The sequence below is a fragment of the Flavonifractor hominis genome (genome assembly GCF_040095835.1).
Classification (GTDB): domain Bacteria; phylum Bacillota; class Clostridia; order Oscillospirales; family Oscillospiraceae; genus Flavonifractor; species Flavonifractor hominis.
Genome location: NZ_JBBMFT010000001.1, coordinates 772717 through 791944 on the forward strand (window position 1 = coordinate 772717; position 19228 = coordinate 791944).

A 19228-nucleotide genomic window follows, 5' to 3' on the forward strand; every position below is an offset into this window, starting at 1 on the left:
TTCCCCGGGAAATGAGAGAAGGGCTGCCATGTTTATTCTGTTATCTCCGGTATCTCACCGACAAAGTTATAAACGATTCTGACTTCCTGTACTTTCTGTCCATCAATCTTTTTGACTTCTCCCACCAGAATTTTGCTGATGAGCCGGTTCAGCACCACTTCATCCAGTTCTTTAATGGCTGCATAGTACCGGATTTCTTTGATGAAAGTGCGGACTTCATTTTCCTGTTCATCAGAGTGGCGCATCATCAACAGCAGGTCTTGCAGGCGCTTTTGGTTGGCTTCCTGCTCTTGTTCCAGTGTTGCTGTCAGCTTCATAAAACGCTGCTCAGTCAGGATTCCTTTTGCTTTATCGGTATATAGGCTCAGGAACACCTCATCAATTTCACGATTTCTGCTTTCCAGTCGTTGACATTCCTTCTGTGTCTGGGAGGCGTCCAGAAGATACCGGCGCTCCATCCGGCTGCTCAACCGCTGATAAAAAGCATCGGCATCTTTGAGCGCAGTCTTTGCCAGTTCCTGAATATCTTTCAGCACAAGGTTGTATAAATCTCTGGCTTCGATCTTGTGGCTGGTACAGGCGTTCTTGCCCAGCCTGTTGTAGGTCTGGCAGATATAATACGCCTTATCAATCGGTTCCCGCTGTTCGCCGGTAAAACGGTTCTTTCCGGTTCTGCCAACCTTTTCATACCGCATCTGCATGGACTTTCCGCAAGTCTCACAATAAATGATACCGTGGAACAGGTTATAAAAGGGGCAGGAGTTGCCCTTCATAATGGTTGGTCTACGGTCAATGATTTCCTGCACCTGCTCCCATTCTTCCGGGGAGATGATTGCTTCATGGCAATCCTCGATAATTTCCCAGTCCTCACGAGGGATAATGTCATAGGTGTTGGAGCGAATCCCTTTCTGATGTGTCCGGCAGACTAGATGTGCGCCCTTATAAAAGGGATTCCGCAGGATATGGCTGATTCTTGCACTTCCCCATGAATAGTAATTTACATCACATTCTGTGTTGCTTTTTACTCTGGTGATCGGGACTTTATCATCCATGAGCTGCTTTGCAATCCGCATACATCCCCAGCCATCCAGCGCCATATCATAGATTTTTCGGATTACCGGTGCTGTCTCAGGGTCACGGATCAAATGCCCCTTATCCTCCGGGTCACGCATCAAACCGAGGGGCGGCTGCCCACCACAAAACTTCCCCTGCCGGGAACGGGTCATACGCCCTGCCAGCACCTTTTTGGAAATATCCCGGCTGTACATATCGTTCAGGATATTCTTAAACGGCGTAATGTCCATTTCCTGACGGGTCAGGCTGTCCACTCCGTCTGTAATGGCAATATAGCGTACATTGTGTTTTGGGAAAAAGATTTCGATATAGCTGCCAGCTTCGATATAATTTCTGCCCAGTCTGGACAGGTCTTTGGTGATAACGCAGCCGATCTTTCCCGCCTCAATATCGGCAATCATGCGCTGAAAAGAAGGGCGGTTGAAATTGCGGCCTGTATAACCGTCATCCACATAATACTCATACTGGAACATTCCGTTTTTTTCGGCAAAGTCCCGGAGCATAAGTTTCTGGTTGCTGATGCTCATGCTCTCATTATCGCCGCCATCCTCCAGAGAGATACGGCAATAAAGGGCTGTGATTTTCTGATTAACCTGTTTTTTCCTGCTCATAGTGTTCTCCTTCTATGAACAGGGACACGATATCATTATAATACCATGTCCCTGTCCATGATTCAACTGCCTTACGCCGCTTTCTGTGCCATTTCCCGATGCTCCAACCATTCCTCGAAGTGTTCGCAGGTCTGACGCTCGATCAGCTGCTCAAAGGCTTCTCGCATGGTTTTGTCCCCGGAAAACTCACGAACCACTACAAACTGGACTTTTTTATTCTGCTTCTTGTTTTTCTCCATAGGCTATCTCCATAGAATAGTGGATCAGACGGTGGCTGCGGCAACGAAGTCCGGCAACGGACATCAAAAAACCTGTAAACTACCGTCTGACCTTGATTTCTTACTTTTCAAATTTTCTTGTAAAATCTCGTTGCTTTCGTTGCCGGAAACATAGATAGATCATAAAAGCCCTTTATTCACGGACTTTTTCTATATCAAAACCATAGATTTACCAGCAACGAACCCGGCAACCAACCGGCAACCATCCCGGAAACAGACCGTCCTTGTCAGGCGATCCACTCCTTCGGAAGTTCCAGCTGGCGGCATTCTTCCTCACTCAGTTCCACAAATCCACCTTCGTTGCCGGGCAGTTCGTTGCCGGAAGTGTCCCGTTCCCAGCCCTTTTGTCTGCCATATCCGGCGAACATCCGGGGATTGGAAAAAGGCTTCCAGCCAGTCACGACTGTGTTCATGATCTCGTTAATATTGTGCAGCTGCCACCGCTTCGGCTCATCAAAGGTGTGTCCCAGTGCCTCCTTGAACAGTTGTTTGGAGCAGACCATGTTTCCGGTGTAGTGTTCCAGAAATCCCTGTATCTGTCCGGCTTCGGTGTCCTCCGGCATGAAGTCTTTCTGCACCTCCACCAGTTGACACTGGATGGACTTGCTGAATTTCATGGAATATTTGCCGCTGTGGTAAATGCTCATAGCTTCTGCCCATACCTGCAACAGATACGCTCTGGAAGCGTCCTCGTCCTCCAAAATGTGAACCTCTGCATTCTCCGGGTAAATCATGATTGGGAGAAAGCGCCGGTTCCCGGCTCGATCCAGCGGCAGGAAGTCCAGCGTATTCGAGGAACCACCGAACACACACTGCCGAAGCCGGTCTTTAGGCTGAGATTCATAAGGTGTCCGGTAGGTTTCCTTCTGTCGGCTGATAAAGGAGCGGATTTCTTCAATGCTTTTTGCGCTGCTAGTGGCAAGCATCTCTGACATCTCGATGATCCAGTGACCTTGCAGCTTTTGGAATACCCGGTCGTCATCCAGCTTTTTTAAGTCATCAGAGAACCATTCGTCCCGGATTGCCAGCAGCCGGAAGAAGGTGGACTTTCCGGCACCCTGACCGCCCACCAAACAAAGCATTTCCTCATATTTGGAACCGGGACGGAATACCCGGCGTATAGCACCCAGCAGAAAATGTTTCAGCATTTCTTCCACATAGTCACTTTCATCAGCACCAAGAAAATGGTGCAGACAGGATCGGATGCGTGGTGTACCGTCCCAGACAAGGCTGTTCAGCACATCCTGAATCGGATGGTAACAGTTTTCGTTTGCTACGATGGAAAGTGCAGCCGTAATCTTTTTCTCACTGGTCAACTCATAATTTTTCTCAAAATAGAGGAGAAGATATTTCACATCAGTATCCGTCAGGGCACTGGTATTCCTGCGCCAGCCTAAATCCTGCACAATGTCCACCCTGTCTGTCAGGAGATTGAGCCGGACGGCATCCCGCAGGAGTGGATCGCAGCAGAACACAATCCGGCAGTTGTCGATGGTGTTGGCTGTTTTCCCCTTGTCGGTAACAGAAAGTCTCTGCCGCACCTCATCAACGCTCTGTTCTGGCACTATGGCTTCGGCTGCGCTCATCACAGCCTGCTGGGTGGCTGGCGGTAAACTCTGATATTCGCTGTTCAATTTTCCTCACCTCTTTTCCATACTCAGCAACTACAATAGCTCGTTCTTCTATGCTATCAGACAGAAGAAGATCCAGCAGATATTCGATATATGGCTGCCTGTGCAGAGCCTCCACAAACAAAGGATTCCAGTCTTCCTCTGGCTGTTTGGGCGCATATTCTTCTTTCCATCGTTCCAGCAAACGCAGGTAGTCGCACAGCACCCGAAAGCATTTCTGCTCTGCCTGCCGGTATCGCATTTCCTCGCTGATTTTTCTTTTGATCACTCTCTTTTGTGGCGGATCGTGGCCTTTGCGGTCAAAGCTGATTGAGAAGTCGTCTGCCAGCTTTAAGGCAGCTTCTTTACTGCTTAGTCCAAAAAGACGGGAAGTGAAATCAATCACATCTCCATCTGCCTGACAGGCAAAACAATGGAACCGTCTGTCCACCTTCATGCTGGGATTCTTGTCATTGTGAAACGGGCAGACTGTCATGCCATGACGGCTGACCTGAATGCCGTACATCTCTGCCGCCTGTCGGGTGGTCAGGTTCTGTTTGACCGCTTCAAATACATTCATTGCATCTTCCTTTCAGGGAACTAAAAAGACACCTGACATTTTCACAATGAAAACGGCAAGTGCCTTACAGTTCCATATTCTGTTTTTTCTGTTTCTCCTGTGCCTGCTTTTCACTGTCTTTTTTCCGTTGCTCCTCCATTCCTCGACGCAGCGCTTCCACAATGGAAGGCTTTGTCTGTTTTTTGATTTCTTCTGTGATAGACTTCTTCTTATCCGCATGAAGCAGCACAGCCTTCATTTTTTCCAGTGTGGACTGCATTGCTTTTCGGATTCTGCGTACCACACCATCCAGCCTTGCCACTGCATAGTCCCGTTCCTTTTTAGGTGCTTTTCGCTCTGGGGATTGCAGCCATACTTTGGTGTCCTCGATCATATCAATATCTTCCTGATGGGTCATGGTTTTTACCTCGTCTGTTACCAATTCCACCGCCTTGTCATAAGCAACGCTGGACACCTCATCAATCAGATTGTCCACATCCTCAATTTTAAGCGTCAATTCTTCCAGCTTTTGTCCCTGCGCCGCCAGCTGCTCCTTTTGCTTCATCAGGATATAATCCTGCTTTTCCAGATACGCCCGCCCACCATAGGATGGTTCCTGCTCCAGATGCACCCCATGCTTGTGGCTGATGTCAAAAAGCATTGTCCGGCATACTGCATCAAAAGTCTGTTTTCGATTATTGTGTTTGCCCTTGGGCTTACTCGGATCAGGCAATTCAACCCCCAGTTCCTCCAGCGCCTTTTCCTGCTGGGGACACAGCTCCCCATACCGGTTTTTACAGTCAAACACATGGCGCTCATGGATGTGGGGTGTGCCCTCATCCAGATGCAGCGCCCAGTCCAGAATGTGGATATGGGAACCAAAGCGCCGTTCAAACTCCTCGTAAAATTCGCTGACAATGAGTGCCAAAGTACCCGGTGGAACGGATTCTTCTATGGTGCCAATCTGGTAGATACTTTCCTCTGGGCAGGTCTTGTTATTTTTCAACAGATCATCTACAGTGCGGTTGCGCTCGGTGTGCCGGGTTTTCTCGTTCCGGGCATTCTGGGCATCCACATGATCGGAATAATGCTCATAGTAATACATCCTCTCAATTTCCTCAAAACTGAAATCCGGTTGCTCAGGGCTTTCCCGAAAGTCGTGGGTTGTAAAGCCCCGGTAACAGTCCCAGTACACATTTTGTCTGGCACGCTCAGCGTCAATGTGTTCGCTGTTTTCCACATCGAACCGACGGTCATTGTGCCGGGGATTGTAAGTGCCATGCTTCCCAGATCGTCCATTGTGTCTTGTTAATTTCAAACATTTTTCCTCCTTCCTGCAAAGATGTTCCGGGCTGGGGAGGGCGGCAAAGCCGCCAGACCTGCGAGGTTTTGCGTCAGGTAATAACCCAGTACGAGTTGACGCAAAGCATCAACTCTCCCTGGGCAAGGCGTTTCACCCTTGACCCGATGGGGCGGCTGCCCTCAACCCGCCAATGGGCGTTGCCCCTTGACCCCAGCAGTGCGCTGCCGCCCCTGCACCCCGGCACAAAGGACTGGCTGCCCTCTGTACTCCCGCACCGGCGAAGCTGGCTTTCACCGCAGAAGCGGTTTTTGCCAGTTTCGCCGGCTCCGTATCCGTACATTTACGCCCATAGTCGAGAAGTGGATACAGAATACGCCTGCGGGAATTGCCGATCAAAACAGCGGGTGCAGACCCGATATTTTTTCGTAAATCGCCCTCATTTTAAGCGATTTTTTCTTCTGTCTGTATGACCTGAAAGCCATGCTCTTTTGCGTACTCCCTTGCAGCTGCCAGCCGTTCTTCGCTGTACGGCGGCACCAGCCGGATCGAAAGTCGGGACTTGTCCAGTACATAGGTCACGCTGCCTTCCGGCGTACTGCGTTCCAAGCGGCACAGCAGAGGGTACTTCCGGCTGAAATCTGCAAGCCTGCGCTTCAAGCTGGCATTAAAGGTGTAGATACTGGCAATCGTCTCGCCCTCATTCCAGTTGATGATGGTTTCTTTTTCATATTTAGACAGCTTCCTCATACAGTTCCTCCTCATAATCGGTGTTTGCTTTCAGCGCACGCAGACTGCGTCTAATCCGGCGATATTCGTCCATCTCCATACGCAGATGATGGTAAAAGGCTTCGTACCACCTTTCCTCTGTCTCTGTCTCAATTTTACGAGCAAGATGAAGCATCTGGCTTTTCGCCTCCGGGTCAACAGTCAATGCTATCAGCCATTTCAGCCTTGTCACTGTGTTGTGATGGCTGGGACAGCCGTAGGCGTAAAGAATTTTCTTTTCCTTCATATTCAGTTTCATAATGATCTACCTCCATTTCTTTGCTGCGGAGCCATGCGCCCCGCATGATAAACTTGTTTTCTGTCCGCCGTTCTGCCTGCAAGCCGATCCTGCCCGGAATTTTCCCGGCGTATTGTCCTCTTTGGTGCGCTCTTATCATGGCGTCACTTTCCCGGAGGTCATACCCCTTGCAGCCGGTCATTCGATTTTCAAGGTTCAGTGCCTGTTGACAAGAACTATCTTACCGAAAAAAACAGCCTTCTCCCGTATATGCAAGAGGTTGGAAAAATCCGAAAAACCGCCATATTTCCACGCTTTTGGAAATGTGTTATAATGGACGACAAGAGCAGGATTTATCCTGAGGAAAGGGGGCATCTCTATGTACACAAAACTATCGCCGCAGGAACGGCTGAAAGATTTACGGGTAGTCGATAAGCACCTGACACTGGAACAGCTGGAAGCGCAGACCGGTCTGTCTAAGGCGGCGTTGGGGAATTACGAACGGAAAGAACAGGACATCAGTGCCTTTGCCATCGCAACACTGGCGAAATTTTACGGGGTGTCCACCGACTACCTGATGGGTCTGACGGAAAATAAAAATCACCCAAACGCGGAGCTTCAGGCTCTGCATTTGAGTGATGATATGGTTGCATTATTAAGCAGCGGAAAGATTAACAACCGCCTGCTTTGTGAACTGGCGACCCATCCGAATTTTTTACGGCTGATGGTTGATATGGAAATCTTTATTGACCGGATCGCTGATATGCGGGTGAACCAGATGAATCTGATTCTGGAAGCTACCCGGCAGACCATTCTGAAAGAACACGCACCGGGAGAAAATGATCTGTATATGCGGACGCTGGAACTGGGGCAGGTACAGGAGAACGATTTTTACAGCCATATCCTCCATGATGATCTGGACAGCATTGTCCGGGATATACGGGAAGCTCATTTGAAAGACAAAACCACAGCCGACCCACAGCCAACACTGGATGAGGTCAAAGAGAATTTTGAACAGGCCATACAGATGGGGACCGACACAGAAGCTATGATCCATGAGTTCTGTGATAAAATGCAGATTCCTTTTGAAAAAATTTCATCCGAGGACTTTTCGGCTTTTCTGCGGATACTGAACCTGTCCAAACTGCTTAAAAACCCAAATAATATGCGGGGCAAAACCAAACCACAGCCGTATTATATGCCCCCAAAGAAGAAGCGCAAGTAGAGAAAAAGCCGCCCAACCTGTACCGTTGGACGGCTTTCGCCCCATTTGTGGGCGGAATAAAATATGCGGTTGTACATCTGTTAGCTGACCGTTTTCATCAGCTTTTTCATAAACTTCCAAAGGCGGATACCATCTTTGAGGCCCAGCCGGTAAAAGAAGCATTCGCTTTCTGTGCCGGAATCGAAGATAGAATCGCAGTAGTGCCTTACAGCTTCCTTCTGTTCCTCAGACAATGCACTGATTGCTTTTTCATACTCGGTTTCCAAGTGAAGGTAATCAGCTTTTTTCTCTTTGTCGGTTTCTGCCTTCCGCCACTTTGCGAACTGGTTCTGCATCCGCTCCTGAATCATCAAATCAATCAGTTTTTCAATATCTGTACCCATAAGTGCCCCTCCTTATGCTGAACGGATATAACTCCGGTATGTTTCCAGAACAGAATCTGATACGCCACTTTTATACACTTTGCGAATGTCGGCGATTTCTTCCTCCTCCAGCAGTTTCAGCCATTCCAGCAGGTCAGCCCTACCATTGGCAAAGTTACAGCAGCGTCCATCAGCGTATTCGATACGGTATCTCATAGACAGGCACCTCCTCAAACATAAATCATCTCAGACCGGATGATTTCCTCTGCACGGTTGCGAATGCTGTTCACGGCTCTGACCCAGGCAAGCTGGTCACGAGCTTTCAGTTCCTCGGTAACACCTTCCGCCGCCTGCATCTGCGAGATAATACACGCCAGCCAATCATTGGCCAGCTCGTTCAGATCGGCAAGATACGTCCAGAGTTTTCCCGACAGAAGCAATTCATTGTACTGGCCGGGGCGATGTTCTTGCAAAAATGCCTTGTGCATCCGTCCCCACTGCCCAGTGGGGCGGTTTTCTTCCGCCAGCTTCAGGTCTGGTATATAGTAATCCCCGACCAGAACATAGTCCAGACCATTGCTGTTATCATGGATTCGTTTTCTTAATTTCTCCATAGCGACCTCCTGTATTCGATTTTTCTCCGAATTCAGTTGATCGTGTCCCTGTTCATCTGTTATTCAAGGCAACTGAACTCGTCACCATGAATTATGGCATATCCCGCCCGTTGATCTGCATGTTGGTGGACCAGGAGCCGGACTTGCCCTTGGTTTCCCCGTGGGTCTTGGTGTCGATGGTGGATTTGCCGAGGGCCTCGGAGATGTACTTGTGGGTGCTGGACTCGTTGCCGCCGAGGTACAGCAAGGTGTCCGAGTTGCCGGGGATGGTTTCCCAGGAGTCCTTGAACTGCTCCTTGATCTGCGCCATGTTCTGGATGATGGTGCTGCAGGAGATGTTTCTCGACCTCATGGTTGCCAGTTCACGGGGCAGCCCCGGCAGATTGACCGAGGGTGCCTCGTCCAATATGAAGTGGACGTGCCGGGGCAGCGGGCCGTGGTGGATCTGATCGGCGCAGTAGTAGAGGGTCTGGAACACCTGGGAGTAGAGCAGACTCACCAAAAAGTTGTAGGTGGTGTCATTGTCCGGGATGACGGCATACAGGGCGCACTTCTTCTCCCCCAGGGTGTAGAGATCCATATCGTCGTGGTCCGTGATGGCCCGGATCTGGGGCAGGTTGAAGGGCGCCAAGCGCACAGCGGTGGACACAAGGATACTCTTGGAAGTCTTGCCCGCCGCCATCTTAAAGACCTTATATTGCCGGACGGCGACGCTGTCCGGCTTCTCCCGTTCAATGGCGCTGAACAGCAGATCCAGCGGTGAGACGTGGTCCTCGTCGTCCTCCTTTACCTCCGCATACTCCAGCACCCGCATGACCATGGAAAAGTTCTGCTCGGACTCCGGCGCCTCCTGAAACAGCATGAGGATGATGGCCTGCAGCAGCGCCGTTTCGGCCTTGGTCCAGAACGGGTCCGACTCATGGCTGTTCTTGGGCGTGGTGGCCTGGATGAGGTTGTTGACCAGCCGCAGGGCGTCCTTCTCATCCCGGATATAGCGGAAGGGGTTGTATCCGTCCGACTGCTCCAGGTTAACGAGGTTCAGCACCCGCACATCATAGCCCTGGCTTTTAAGGTAGCCGCCGGTGGCGGTGAGCACCTCCATTTTGGGGTCGGTGATTACATAGTTTGTATTGGCCTCCAGAATGTTGGGCAGCACATAGCTGCGGGTCTTGGCCGCGCCGCTGCCGCCGATGACCAGTACGTTGAGGGACCGGCGGTGCTTGTGGGTATCCAGCCCCAGGCGGACATGCTTTGTCAGGGGCTTATTCTGCTTTTGACAGAACATGGCGTTGACCTGTTTGGGGGACGCCCACTGGGCGGAGCCGTGTTCCTCGCCGTCGCGGGTACGGCCCTGGGTGGTGCGGTAGAGGCAGATCCCCATGACATAGAGGCCGGTGCAGGCGAGAATGCTCATCAGGCTGTGTTCCGTCCAGCGGATCTTCAAAGGGGTCTGCAGGGCTGCGGTCAGGTTCGTCAGCAGTTCCGGCAGGCCGTCCCCGAGGGACTGGGCGATCAGGAGCGCGGCCCAGACCACGGGGATGTAGAGAAACAGATACGGGAGAAGCCCTCCCGATCTGCCCGGTTGATTCAGCGGCATTCACCTCCAAATGTAAAAACAGGGGGCGCACCGCAGTAGTGCGCCCCGTAGGCTGATGGGATGTATGCCCGTTTGATCAGTCCTGTTCGAAGGGATACAGGATGTCCACGCCGAGGGTATGCATTCGGTCCTCATACCGCAGGAGGCCCCGCAGGTCATGGCCCCGGTAGATCCGATCCCGTTTACAGGAAAGGATATAATCCATTTTCTTTTCCGCAGCCTGCTGCTCCAGGAACTGAAGGCCGGGCCTCCGGAGATCCCGCCCGCTCATATAATCCTTGTATACGCCGGCGATCTGCATGCCGTTTTCTTCCGCGAATTGGCGCAGGTAAGTGTCCTGCCCACTGATGCCGATCTCGTCTGCCATCGGGTTGCCGGTATCCACCCGAAGATACAGCCAGCAGCGTTTTCCCCGCAACTGTGCCTTGGGCGGCAGGCTCCCGTGCGCGAACAGCCTTTTCAGCAGTGCCATATCCTCCAGGAGCAGGAATCCTGCGCTGCCGGTGTGTCCTCTGTAGTAGTAAACGGCTTTCATGTGATTTGGCCTCCTTCCACTTTTTTGCAACTCAACCATACCCGAACCGGCCCGGAATATCCAGCACTTTCCCCGAACAGCACCCGATCATCTGGCCTTGGTCCGCGTCTTGGTTTTCTGCCTGGCCGGGGCACGCTGACGCTGTTCCTCCAACCGAGCGCGATAGCCCTGCAGGCGGCCCTCAACAGAGGGCCGCTCCTCACTCGTCGTCCTCGCCGCGCTCCCGGCGCGCGTAGGAGAGCTGGTGCCGGTATCGCGTGAGGCGCGTCCCGACCGGGAATCTTTTTTTGGCGTTCCTGGTTCCATCTCCGGCTGCCGCTCCCGATCCGGCTGCTCCTTTCGGGGGAACTCCGGTTGCTGGTACATCATCTTCTGGAACACCAAATTGGCCCGTTCCACCTCTGTGGCCGGCATGACAACATCTACCATGCTGTTCGGGCCATTGGAGTCCCGGGAGTTTTGGATGGCCGCATAGAGCAATTTCGGTTCCCGCGCCTTGAGCCTGAACTCCCGGTATTCCTCCTGCGTCATGGGAAACACCCGCAGATCCCGCGTCTGCTGCAGCATTTTGCCCATGCGGACCTTGCCGCTGATCTTCTTGTGGTTTTTCGCCAGCGCCAGCGACATGGCCAGCAGGTTCTTGGCTGCTGAACCGCCCAGCCGGACGGCCACCTCTCCGCCGGAGAGCAGCATGCGGACCAGTTGGTCCGCGGCCTCACCGCCTCCGATATTCATCTCGTTCCACCTCCTTTGCCGTGGCCTCGGCCACCTGAATATCATGTTCCATCTGGGGCCGGTTTCGTTCAATAGTGTCACACATGGAAATTTCTTTCCGTGCCTGCCGGATCTCCCGGTTGACGTCCGCCAACTGTCGGTATAGTTCAGCCTTTTCCGCCAGCAACTGCTCCCTGGGGATCCCGCACCGCTCCAGCGTGGAGACGGCGTCCATGTAGCGGGTAAAGGGTTCCTCCATGCCGGGCATGCCGGACTCATAGCAGTCCTTCGCCGGGGCGAGGGCCTCTGCGTCGGAGAGGGCGTCGTAGAGCGCCCGCCGTTTCTTCTTCCGCACATTGAGGATGGTGCGCTGTTTCATCAGGCTGGCCAGCGTTTCCTCTGTGCGGGTATGGACGGCCTGCAGGCCCTCTGCCGTGGAGACGCCATGCGCCCGCAGGAAGGCGAACTGCTCCTTGTAGCTCTCAAACTTCATGATCTCCCTCCTGAGATGGGGCGTCATCTTCGGCGGGTACTGCCGCTGCCCGGCCTTGCCCAGCAGATAGAGGTAGTGGACATACAGGGCCATGAATCCGGTGTACTTCTGCGGGTGGCGCCTGCGGTACGGCTCATACCGGGGCCGATAGACGATGGATGGGCGAGCACCGGCGGCGATCTCATCCAGGTTCCCCTCGATGGCGGCGCGGATCCCATCCTCGGTGAAAAGCGGATTCTTCCGGCCTGGTATCATGAGCCGCTCCTGTCCTTTGAGGCGGAAGCTGAGGCGATTCCCATGCTTGATCTCATATCCCTTATGCTCCATAATGAGGAAGAAGTGGCCGATATCGTTGGCGTCCTCTATGGCCTCCCGGAGATCCGCCTCCAGCATGGCGCGGAAGGTGGGCTGGCCCTTGCTTTGCCGCAGCCACTCGATGTAACTGACCGCCTTTTCTCCCTTGCCCTCCATGATGATGGACAAGCCGTGCTCCCGGCACAGCCGGTCTGAGATGGCACGGATCTGGCTGTAGTAACTGCGGGCATTGCTGTGGTATTTCTCGCCGGTATCCGCATTTACGGAGTTGAAAATGGTGTGCGCGTGGATATGCTCCTTGTCCACATGAACGCCGATGACCGCCTGGTAGCCGGACAGATGCTCTGCGGCGAACTCCTTTGCGATCTCCAGCGCCAGTTCTGGGGTGGCCTCGCCGGGCTTGAAGGATTGGATGATGTGATAATACTGGACGCCGTCCGTCTGACGATAGTGCCGCTTGGTTTTCATCATACGGCTGACGGCGTGCTCCGTGGAGCAGCCCTGGCTGGCGGTCAGGATCTGTTCCTCTGTTTTATCCCCATTGAGGACATACCGGACCCCCACGTCCAGCCGTCCCTTGCGGGCGAGGATCTTCGTAACCGCCATTACAGATCCGCGACCTTTTCCATGAGCAGGTACACCTGCCGCAGCAGGAACAGCGCCTCTTTTGCGTCTTGTCGGGTGGCGATGCCGGCGTTGACGCTCCGGGCGATTTGATTGATATTTACGCCGATTCGGTTGATCTCCCGATATAAGTCGTTGATCTCCGCCGGCTGGCGCTGGCGGATCTCCGTGCGGTTGATGCAGGAGCGGATGACGTTACTTAGAGACAGGCCAGACTCTCTGGCCAGTCGGTCCAGGTGTTCCCGTTCCTCTGCGGTCAGCCGCACAGAGAGAAATTTGCTTTTTTCCTGCACACGTCACCTCCTTTTTCTGCCTGCAGGCGGCATTGGGGCCAGGGGGATTCCCCCTGCAAGCGCATTTGTCATACAAATGCTATGCTTGCGCCATCGCCGCGCAGGGCGCGGCCATTTTCAAGCGGTAGGTGGATTTCAATTCCCTCTCCTGCGGAAAAGAAAAATGCTCACCGCTCACGGGCCTTGAGGTTCAGGTTATCCCGCGGGACGCCGGCCAGATCCAGTTCGCGCTTGTCCCGCACATACGCCGCATAGCGGGCGTAGGCGTAACCTTCGCTGTCAACGAGGATGCCGTCCTGCCGCTTGCGGGTAGAGACCAGCAGGCAGCGGAAGCGGCCGGACTTCTCACTGTACCCGGTAAGGTGGGTCCTGGCGGCGATGAAAGGGGTCTCGGCCAGCAGATCCGCTTGAAAGCGGCGGTATTTGGATTCCGACAGGATGATCTCCCGCACCACTGTAAAGGGGGCGGCCTTGATGATTGGGGTGGTATCTTGCAGAGCAGACACAGAAACCGGCTTTCTGAAAAATCGTGCATACTGTTCTTTTGCTATGGTGCAGACCTCCCTTCAAAAAAGGGTGTATCATTGGACGCCCTTATCATCTGAAACGGGAAAGCAAGGGCGTGTCATTGGACGTCCTCCAGCCCCTGTTCCAGCGCCTGACGGATCCGGCCTCTGGCCAGTGCGGCATAGGCGTCTGTCACCTCGATGCCGGTGGCGGAGTAGCCCTCCAGCACAGCGGCCAGCACCGTGGTGCCGCTGCCGGCAAAGGGGTCCAGGATCCGTCCGCCCGGCTCGGTGATCTTCACGATGTCCCGCATAAGCTGCAGGGGCTTTTCTGTCAGGTGGATGCGATCCTGCGGGTTCCCGTATTTGAATACACCGGGCAGGCAGGGCACGGGACGGCTAATGGGCATGTCCCCGTTGGATCCCCAGACGATGTACTCCGCCTGCTGGCGGAAGCGTCCTTTCTGGGGCCGGCTGTTGCCCTTGTCCCAGACGGCGGTGCCACGCCAGATCCAACCAGCCCACTGGAGGGCGTCCGTAGCTGCGGGGAGCTGCCGCCAGTCGATGAACATACACACCGGGGCGCCGGGCTTACAGATTTTTCTGGCGTCGTACAGCCACTCCGCCGCCCAGCGCGTCCAGGACCGCTGATCCTTGGCGTCGCCGTCAAAGGGCGGCGGGGCATGGTCGCCCATGTTGGAGTATTTCTTGGCCGTGGACTTGTTCTTTTCCGCCTGGGTGCGCCCGCCGGATGCGTAGGGCGGGTCTGTGATCACCGCGTCGAAGGTCCCAAGCGCAAAGCCGGACAGCACCTTCAGCGCGTCGCCTTGGATGATTTCCCACTGGGGGTTATCGCTCATAGGCAGGTTTCTCCTTCTTCTTATTCTTTTGGGGTGTTTGCAGTACAGGTTCCTGATATTCTTCCAAATGCACTGTTCCGCCTTTTTCCGTTATGATTGCAGGCCGGTGGACCCGCTGGCCGAGATCCAGCAGTGTTCCTTCGATGGCATCCGCTACTTCGCCTATATAATGCATATCCCAGGGAAATTCATCTTCCGTCTTGTTGAGGAAGGTGAGGATCGTTTGGTAAACGGCATTGTCGATGGCATCCAACTGCTCGATCTGCCTGCCTGATAATTCGATCTCCGGTTCTTCTGGCGGAATGTTGTCCACCATCACATCATCGCTCCTTCCCTTGCTTGGTTCGCCGGTGCGGGGGCTTTCCCAGCTCCTTCTGGTCTGTCAGGACAGGGATCCCCAGCCTCTCGGCGTGGTTGATCTCCGCCCACATGCCCTCCGTCCAGACGGGGCCGTAGACATTGACCTGCTGGCAGAACTCTACCAGCCGCAGGCCCATCTCCCGTGCCGCCTGATCCTGTGCCGGATTACCAGTGTCGGCAATAGGCGGAAATAAGAGGTGCGGGCAGACGGGCACGTTGCCCTCCGCGAACACCTCCCGCGCTTTTTCTCTGGCGAAGGCGATATTTTTCTCTACCTCGCCACGCAGCGGGGCGCAGATGTAAACGAGTTTCGGGCCGTCCTGCCGGCGCTCCGTCACACGATCCCGAAACACGTCCAGGTACTCGCTCACAGCCTGCCGCATGGCGGAATAGTCCGCCGCGGTTGGGCGGAAGGCATACCACTCCGCCTTTCCGCCATCTTCCCAGATATGCGGTGATACGCCATTACGGAAGTTGGGGTTGCCCGGCACCTGCTTGATGCCGAGGATATCCTTCAGCCGGAGGCGGAGCTTATCTACCACGCCGTCTGTGCGGTTCAGCACCGTAACGCTGATGGCGTCATAGTGGTCCGCATAGCCGGATGTCACAAACTGCACACGGACACGGAGATCCTTTCCCAGCGTTCCCAAACAGGCCCGGCCTGTAAACTTGGGGCTGCCGATCACCATGCCGTCCGCAAACAGTTTCCGAAGTTCCTGTTCGTAAAATGTCATCGCTCCGGCCCATCCTTTTGCGCAGGAGCACTTTTCCAGTGGATCTCATGGTGCGTATTGTCGATATGGTTTGGCATATGACCTCCTTTCGCCGCTATGCGGCGTTTTTCCATAGGCTGAGTTGTTCATCCTCTCACCGAAAACCTGCGTCAATTTCCGAAAATGTCATAGTCCGATTGAACTTCTCGCTGACCTTCCCCGGCAGGGCCTGCAGTTCCAGCATCCTGGCCCACAGATCCGGGTGGTGGTCATAGAGATGGCGGAGTTCCCGCTGTCTGGCGTTGGGGCAGAACCAGCAGCCGCCCCTGTCGGTGAAGTCATAGACAGGCGAAAGCAGCCCCGCCTCCCGGCAGAGCTGCTTTGCGTCCTGTTCCGTATAGCCGTATTTGTCCAGCAGGGAGACACGGCGCCCACCCAGCCGGAGCAGCCGCTCCTGCTCATCCCTGGCGATGCCGATGTACTGTACCGTGTCCGGCGGGAGGCTTTTCTGGTACCGCAAAATCGGTTTCAGTTTGCAGTCCCGCTGGACGGCGCATCGCCCACAGATGGGAAAAGAGCGGAGCAGGCCCTTTTTCGGCCCACGGGTGATCCGCCCGGTGAACAGCCCCACATAGGTCTGCGGTCCACGGAGGACGCGGATCTTTACGCCCATGCGCTCCAGTGCGGGGATGGCCGTGCCATAGATGAAGTCCCGGTGCTCCGGCACCTCGCCGGAGATATGGCTGTCAAACATCACTTCGCAGTACACCGCCTCATCCAACGGTTCCCCGTAACGGAGCGCCAGCAGGATGGTGGCGATGCTGTCCTTTCCAAAGGAACAGGATGCTATATGTTTCAGCCGCCATCATCTCCGCACTCCAGCTCTGCACACAACTCCGCAAACTTTCCAGCCTGCCCGGTCAGCTCCCACGGCAGGCTTGCCCTGGTGAAGTGGCCATAGTTGCAGGCGTCCGCGAAGATGGGCCGGTCCAGTTGTAGGGCGCGGATCATACCCGCGGGCGTGAGGTCAAAGAAACAGCGGACCGCCTGTTCCAGCAGTTCGTCCGGGTATGTGCCGGTGAGGTGGGTATCTACATCCACAGCCACCGGCTCAGCCCGTCCGATGGCATAGGCCAGGGCGACCGTGCATTTCTCCGCGAGGCCGGCGGCCACAATGTTCTTTGCGATGCAGCGGGCCATGTAGGCGCCGCTGCGGTCCACTTTGGTCCCGTCCTTGCCGGACAGCGCGCCACCGCCGTGGGGCGCCAGCCCTCCATAGGTGTCCACCATCAGCTTGCGGCCGGTCAGCCCGGTGTCTGCCTCGATCCCGCCCAGCACAAAGCGGCCAGAGGGGTTGATGAGGATCTCCGTATCCTCATCCGCGGGGAAGATGCGGAGGGCGGGCTGAATGACAAACTCCAGCAGTTCCTCCCGCAGCCGGGACAGGTCCTTATCCTCCGCATGCTGACAGGAGAGGACGATGGCGGAGATCCGCCGGGGAACGCCGAAGGCGTACTCTACGGACACCTGCGCCTTTCCGTCCGGCCGCAGGCCGCTGATCCTGCCCATCGTCCGCGCACAGGCGAGCAGGGCGGTCAGGCGGTGGGCCAACACCACTGGCAGGGGCAGGAGGTTTTCCGTTTCGCTGCAGGCGTAGCCATACACGATCCCCTGATCACCGGCTGCGGTCTGTTCCCCGTGTTGTACTGCCTCTGCGATGTCTGGGCTTTGAGGCTGGATGAGGACCTCCACGTCAAAGTTCCTGCAGTTGTAGCCGGCCCGTCGCACCGTGTCGCGCACGATGGAAGGGATATCCGGGATCGTCAGCGCGGTGATCTCGCCGGCCACCACGAATTTGCCCGCCGTCGCCAGAACTTCACAGGCGACGCGGGCGTCGGGGTCGTGTTCCAGGCAGCAGTCCAGCACCGTGTCCGCTATGGTGTCGCACAGTTTGTCCGGGTGGCCTGCCGTGACGGACTCCGCTGTCAGAATGGTCTTATCTTTCATGCTCATTCCTTCTCTCTTTCTTTTTGGGGAGCGGGAACAGCATCTCTCGGCTGTACAGGGATTCATATTTTCGAAGCTGTTCCGGCGTCAAAGACACAAAGGTTTCCCCGCCGAGGCCGGCGAGGAAAAAGGTGCCGCACACGACATCATACGGATCCCCGTTTTCCAGCCGGAGGAGGCGGTTTGGCTGCAGGCCGGCAAACTTGCCGCTGCTGTTAAATATAAGCGCCACGGGATCCTCATAGGGGTATGTGGCGTCGATGTCCCCGCCGACAATCTCCTGCATGGCCTGCAGGGTGTCTGGGATCTGCCGGGGATATGGCGGTTTCCCCGGCTCTACAACGAGGATTGTCAGATGGTTATCGCTCATGGCAATCCTTCCTCTTGGCGGGAGCGCCCTGTTGACTGCTGCGGCCTGTATCCCGTTGCACAACTTCGCGCTCCCGTTCTATTTGTTGAAACATTTTCAGCGTTTCCCGAAATGCCATATACTGCTGGATCCGTTTCGGGTCATCTGTAATTGTACGCACAGTTTCCCAAAAGGGACTCCCATGTAAGCTGACATCTTCCTGTACAACCAGCGCCGGCCGCTCGCCATTCTCCATTGTGACACGGCAATCCCGCAGATCTTCCGCATGGTCATAAACACCATACGCGATACCAACGATTTTCAATGTTTCCAGTGCATCTACGGTTACGGAAAATCCTGTGGAATTCATGTGCAGTTCTCCCGTCAGAGAGATGGTTTTTCTTGCCATACCGCGCCTCTCTTTCTCTTATCGCTCATGGTGGCCCTTCTTCCTGCCTGGCTTTTCGCCGGAAAACAGATCCATTTCCTGCATGCGCTCGAAGTGCCGGGCTTGCCGCACCTCGTCGTGCACATTTTTCAGCGCAGCCTCCAGTTCCGGCACCGGCAGGCCGTTCTGGCGGTATCCCTCCAGAATGCCGCCATAGTAGGCGGGAGAAGGGATGGCGGGATCCCGCCACAGTTCCCCGGTCATGATGTAGGCCATGACGGTCACGTCTTTTCCGTCACCGGTGCGGACCGTGATATCCTCTTTTTCGTACAGGCGCGGGTATCCCTCATAGACGTCCAAGGATTGCTCACACTCCGTCGTCAGTTTCCACAGCAGGCCGTGGACCTGGCTGCCGGGCAGAGGCTCGATGGTGGCGACGCCGGTCCCGCGCCGGTTGCCGCGGAACAGCAGTTCATAGCCGTCCAGCACCGCAGGTCCAACCACTTGAGCGGCAGGACAGCGGATCGCCATCTGCTCCAAATTGATATTGCTGCCATAGGCAAAATACAGCCGTTCCGTCATATCAGTTCTCCAAAATCGTGAGAGCGCCCACTTTCGCCAACTGGGCAAACATCATGCGGGCCTGCTGCTCCACATCCCCATCCGGCAGCGGGAAGTCCAGGCCGGTAGTTCGCATCACATTGTTCCGCAGAAACCAGATGTAGCTCTCCGTGTCAGGAAACTCCGTGGGGTCAAACACACGGGCGCGCAGCTGGTCCATGATCTCCGCCCCGGTACCGGACAGGATATCTTCTTCCATGCGGATCTTCATCTC

The 19228-nt window shown here is 54.9% G+C and carries 26 protein-coding genes; 1 reads left to right on the forward strand and 25 read right to left on the reverse strand.

All coding sequences use genetic code 11. The features are described from left to right. Window positions 1-32: 32 nt before the first annotated feature. From WMO45_RS03825 to WMO45_RS03855, 7 genes are all read right to left on the reverse strand, one after another. The gene (locus WMO45_RS03825; RefSeq protein WP_101885066.1) at window positions 33-1685 is read right to left on the reverse strand and encodes a recombinase family protein; all 1653 of its coding nucleotides are present in this window, start codon (window positions 1683-1685) and stop codon (window positions 33-35) included. Window positions 1686-1756: 71 nt separating this feature from the next. Then, window positions 1757-1924, reverse strand: a complete 168-nt coding sequence (locus WMO45_RS03830; RefSeq protein WP_002594253.1) for a hypothetical protein — start codon at window positions 1922-1924, stop codon at window positions 1757-1759. Between the two features lie 266 nt (window positions 1925-2190). Further along, window positions 2191-3549, reverse strand: a complete 1359-nt coding sequence (locus tag WMO45_RS03835) for a virulence-associated E family protein (protein WP_101885067.1) — start codon at window positions 3547-3549, stop codon at window positions 2191-2193. Further along, window positions 3509-4153: a CHC2 zinc finger domain-containing protein gene (locus tag WMO45_RS03840; RefSeq protein WP_101885068.1), complete on the reverse strand. Its 645-nt coding sequence runs from the start codon at window positions 4151-4153 to the stop codon at window positions 3509-3511. Before WMO45_RS03840 ends, WMO45_RS03835 begins: the two co-directional genes overlap by 41 nt. 64 nt (window positions 4154-4217) lie before the next feature. Beyond that, complete coding sequence (locus tag WMO45_RS03845; RefSeq protein ID WP_101885069.1) at window positions 4218-5450, reverse strand: plasmid recombination protein; 1233 nt, start codon at window positions 5448-5450, stop codon at window positions 4218-4220. 426 nt (window positions 5451-5876) lie between these two features. Next, on the reverse strand, window positions 5877-6182 hold the full coding sequence (locus tag WMO45_RS03850) for a molecular chaperone (protein ID WP_227144416.1): 306 nt from the start codon (window positions 6180-6182) through the stop codon (window positions 5877-5879). Next, window positions 6166-6459 (reverse strand): hypothetical protein, encoded by a 294-nt coding sequence (locus WMO45_RS03855; RefSeq protein WP_101885071.1) that lies wholly within the window; start codon window positions 6457-6459, stop codon window positions 6166-6168. The genes WMO45_RS03850 and WMO45_RS03855 overlap by 17 nt, the downstream gene beginning before the upstream one ends. A gap of 358 nt (window positions 6460-6817) precedes the next feature. Here WMO45_RS03855 and WMO45_RS03860 point away from each other — a divergent pair, with 358 nt between their 5' ends. After that, the gene (locus WMO45_RS03860) at window positions 6818-7663 is read left to right on the forward strand and encodes a helix-turn-helix domain-containing protein (protein WP_101885072.1); all 846 of its coding nucleotides are present in this window, start codon (window positions 6818-6820) and stop codon (window positions 7661-7663) included. 80 nt (window positions 7664-7743) lie between these two features. Here WMO45_RS03860 and WMO45_RS03865 read toward each other — a convergent pair whose 3' ends face one another. The 18 genes from WMO45_RS03865 to WMO45_RS03950 all read right to left on the reverse strand — a co-directional run bounded on the left by WMO45_RS03865 (window position 7744) and on the right by WMO45_RS03950 (window position 19225). Then, window positions 7744-8046, reverse strand: coding sequence for a hypothetical protein (locus WMO45_RS03865; RefSeq protein ID WP_101885073.1), 303 nt, complete (start codon window positions 8044-8046; stop codon window positions 7744-7746). A gap of 12 nt (window positions 8047-8058) precedes the next feature. Next, on the reverse strand, window positions 8059-8241 hold the full coding sequence (locus WMO45_RS03870; protein WP_101885074.1) for a hypothetical protein: 183 nt from the start codon (window positions 8239-8241) through the stop codon (window positions 8059-8061). A 14-nt stretch (window positions 8242-8255) separates the two neighbouring features. Next, window positions 8256-8639, reverse strand: a complete 384-nt coding sequence (locus tag WMO45_RS03875; protein WP_101885075.1) for a TnpV protein — start codon at window positions 8637-8639, stop codon at window positions 8256-8258. A gap of 91 nt (window positions 8640-8730) precedes the next feature. Beyond that, window positions 8731-10236, reverse strand: coding sequence for a VirD4-like conjugal transfer protein, CD1115 family (locus WMO45_RS03880; RefSeq protein WP_349139270.1), 1506 nt, complete (start codon window positions 10234-10236; stop codon window positions 8731-8733). A 76-nt stretch (window positions 10237-10312) separates the two neighbouring features. After that, window positions 10313-10771, reverse strand: coding sequence for a recombinase family protein (locus WMO45_RS03885; RefSeq protein ID WP_173029645.1), 459 nt, complete (start codon window positions 10769-10771; stop codon window positions 10313-10315). 87 nt (window positions 10772-10858) lie between these two features. Further along, window positions 10859-11506 carry a DUF3801 domain-containing protein gene (locus tag WMO45_RS03890; protein ID WP_155151681.1) on the reverse strand — a complete coding sequence of 216 codons (648 nt, stop codon included), beginning with the start codon at window positions 11504-11506 and terminating at the stop codon, window positions 10859-10861. Continuing rightward, window positions 11487-12899 carry a relaxase/mobilization nuclease domain-containing protein gene (locus WMO45_RS03895; protein WP_155151677.1) on the reverse strand — a complete coding sequence of 471 codons (1413 nt, stop codon included), beginning with the start codon at window positions 12897-12899 and terminating at the stop codon, window positions 11487-11489. Before WMO45_RS03895 ends, WMO45_RS03890 begins: the two co-directional genes overlap by 20 nt. Continuing rightward, the gene (locus WMO45_RS03900; protein WP_173023939.1) at window positions 12899-13210 is read right to left on the reverse strand and encodes a plasmid mobilization protein; all 312 of its coding nucleotides are present in this window, start codon (window positions 13208-13210) and stop codon (window positions 12899-12901) included. The genes WMO45_RS03895 and WMO45_RS03900 overlap by 1 nt, the downstream gene beginning before the upstream one ends. Window positions 13211-13377: 167 nt before the next feature. Further along, window positions 13378-13716, reverse strand: a complete 339-nt coding sequence (locus WMO45_RS03905) for a DUF6329 domain-containing protein (protein WP_155151674.1) — start codon at window positions 13714-13716, stop codon at window positions 13378-13380. Window positions 13717-13835: 119 nt separating this feature from the next. Beyond that, window positions 13836-14576 (reverse strand): DNA-methyltransferase, encoded by a 741-nt coding sequence (locus tag WMO45_RS03910; protein ID WP_155151672.1) that lies wholly within the window; start codon window positions 14574-14576, stop codon window positions 13836-13838. Next, entirely contained in the window at window positions 14566-14895 is a 330-nt protein-coding gene (locus WMO45_RS03915) for a hypothetical protein (protein ID WP_155151667.1), read from the reverse strand. The genes WMO45_RS03910 and WMO45_RS03915 overlap by 11 nt, the downstream gene beginning before the upstream one ends. Before the next feature lies 1 nt (window position 14896). Beyond that, the gene (locus tag WMO45_RS03920) at window positions 14897-15670 is read right to left on the reverse strand and encodes a DUF7768 domain-containing protein (protein ID WP_155151664.1); all 774 of its coding nucleotides are present in this window, start codon (window positions 15668-15670) and stop codon (window positions 14897-14899) included. A gap of 133 nt (window positions 15671-15803) precedes the next feature. Then, on the reverse strand, window positions 15804-16508 hold the full coding sequence (locus WMO45_RS03925) for a phosphoadenosine phosphosulfate reductase (protein WP_155151662.1): 705 nt from the start codon (window positions 16506-16508) through the stop codon (window positions 15804-15806). After that, a complete protein-coding gene (metK, locus tag WMO45_RS03930; RefSeq protein WP_155151659.1) occupies window positions 16505-17656 on the reverse strand; it encodes a methionine adenosyltransferase in 1152 nt (383 codons plus the stop codon). The genes WMO45_RS03925 and metK overlap by 4 nt, the downstream gene beginning before the upstream one ends. Next, on the reverse strand, window positions 17646-18026 hold the full coding sequence (locus WMO45_RS03935; RefSeq protein WP_009258915.1) for a DUF3846 domain-containing protein: 381 nt from the start codon (window positions 18024-18026) through the stop codon (window positions 17646-17648). The genes metK and WMO45_RS03935 overlap by 11 nt, the downstream gene beginning before the upstream one ends. Beyond that, on the reverse strand, window positions 18016-18414 hold the full coding sequence (locus WMO45_RS03940; protein ID WP_155151656.1) for a hypothetical protein: 399 nt from the start codon (window positions 18412-18414) through the stop codon (window positions 18016-18018). The genes WMO45_RS03935 and WMO45_RS03940 overlap by 11 nt, the downstream gene beginning before the upstream one ends. An 18-nt stretch (window positions 18415-18432) precedes the next feature. Continuing rightward, complete coding sequence (locus WMO45_RS03945; RefSeq protein ID WP_155151654.1) at window positions 18433-18975, reverse strand: gamma-glutamylcyclotransferase family protein; 543 nt, start codon at window positions 18973-18975, stop codon at window positions 18433-18435. 1 nt (window position 18976) lies between these two features. Continuing rightward, complete coding sequence (locus WMO45_RS03950) at window positions 18977-19225, reverse strand: hypothetical protein (protein ID WP_155151651.1); 249 nt, start codon at window positions 19223-19225, stop codon at window positions 18977-18979. Window positions 19226-19228 lie beyond the last annotated feature (3 nt).

Bases quoted from the DNA above. Each gene is read 5' to 3' on its own strand.
- WMO45_RS03825 (WP_101885066.1), bottom strand. From the start codon at position 1,685: ATGAGCAGGAAAAAACAGGTTAATCAGAAAATCACAGCCCTTTATTGC.
- WMO45_RS03830 (WP_002594253.1), bottom strand. From the start codon at position 1,924: ATGGAGAAAAACAAGAAGCAGAATAAAAAAGTCCAGTTTGTAGTGGTT.
- WMO45_RS03835 (WP_101885067.1), bottom strand. From the start codon at position 3,549: ATGAGCGCAGCCGAAGCCATAGTGCCAGAACAGAGCGTTGATGAGGTG.
- WMO45_RS03840 (WP_101885068.1), bottom strand. From the start codon at position 4,153: ATGAATGTATTTGAAGCGGTCAAACAGAACCTGACCACCCGACAGGCG.
- WMO45_RS03850 (WP_227144416.1), bottom strand. From the start codon at position 6,182: ATGAGGAAGCTGTCTAAATATGAAAAAGAAACCATCATCAACTGGAAT.
- WMO45_RS03855 (WP_101885071.1), bottom strand. From the start codon at position 6,459: ATGAAACTGAATATGAAGGAAAAGAAAATTCTTTACGCCTACGGCTGT.
- WMO45_RS03860 (WP_101885072.1), top strand. From the start codon at position 6,818: ATGTACACAAAACTATCGCCGCAGGAACGGCTGAAAGATTTACGGGTA.
- WMO45_RS03865 (WP_101885073.1), bottom strand. From the start codon at position 8,046: ATGGGTACAGATATTGAAAAACTGATTGATTTGATGATTCAGGAGCGG.
- WMO45_RS03870 (WP_101885074.1), bottom strand. From the start codon at position 8,241: ATGAGATACCGTATCGAATACGCTGATGGACGCTGCTGTAACTTTGCC.
- WMO45_RS03875 (WP_101885075.1), bottom strand. From the start codon at position 8,639: ATGGAGAAATTAAGAAAACGAATCCATGATAACAGCAATGGTCTGGAC.
- WMO45_RS03880 (WP_349139270.1), bottom strand. From the start codon at position 10,236: ATGCCGCTGAATCAACCGGGCAGATCGGGAGGGCTTCTCCCGTATCTG.
- WMO45_RS03885 (WP_173029645.1), bottom strand. From the start codon at position 10,771: ATGAAAGCCGTTTACTACTACAGAGGACACACCGGCAGCGCAGGATTC.
- WMO45_RS03890 (WP_155151681.1), bottom strand. From the start codon at position 11,506: ATGAATATCGGAGGCGGTGAGGCCGCGGACCAACTGGTCCGCATGCTG.
- WMO45_RS03895 (WP_155151677.1), bottom strand. From the start codon at position 12,899: ATGGCGGTTACGAAGATCCTCGCCCGCAAGGGACGGCTGGACGTGGGG.
- WMO45_RS03910 (WP_155151672.1), bottom strand. From the start codon at position 14,576: ATGAGCGATAACCCCCAGTGGGAAATCATCCAAGGCGACGCGCTGAAG.
- WMO45_RS03920 (WP_155151664.1), bottom strand. From the start codon at position 15,670: ATGACATTTTACGAACAGGAACTTCGGAAACTGTTTGCGGACGGCATG.
- metK (WP_155151659.1), bottom strand. From the start codon at position 17,656: ATGAAAGATAAGACCATTCTGACAGCGGAGTCCGTCACGGCAGGCCAC.
- WMO45_RS03935 (WP_009258915.1), bottom strand. From the start codon at position 18,026: ATGAGCGATAACCATCTGACAATCCTCGTTGTAGAGCCGGGGAAACCG.
- WMO45_RS03940 (WP_155151656.1), bottom strand. From the start codon at position 18,414: ATGGCAAGAAAAACCATCTCTCTGACGGGAGAACTGCACATGAATTCC.
- WMO45_RS03945 (WP_155151654.1), bottom strand. From the start codon at position 18,975: ATGACGGAACGGCTGTATTTTGCCTATGGCAGCAATATCAATTTGGAG.
- WMO45_RS03950 (WP_155151651.1), bottom strand. From the start codon at position 19,225: ATGAAGATCCGCATGGAAGAAGATATCCTGTCCGGTACCGGGGCGGAG.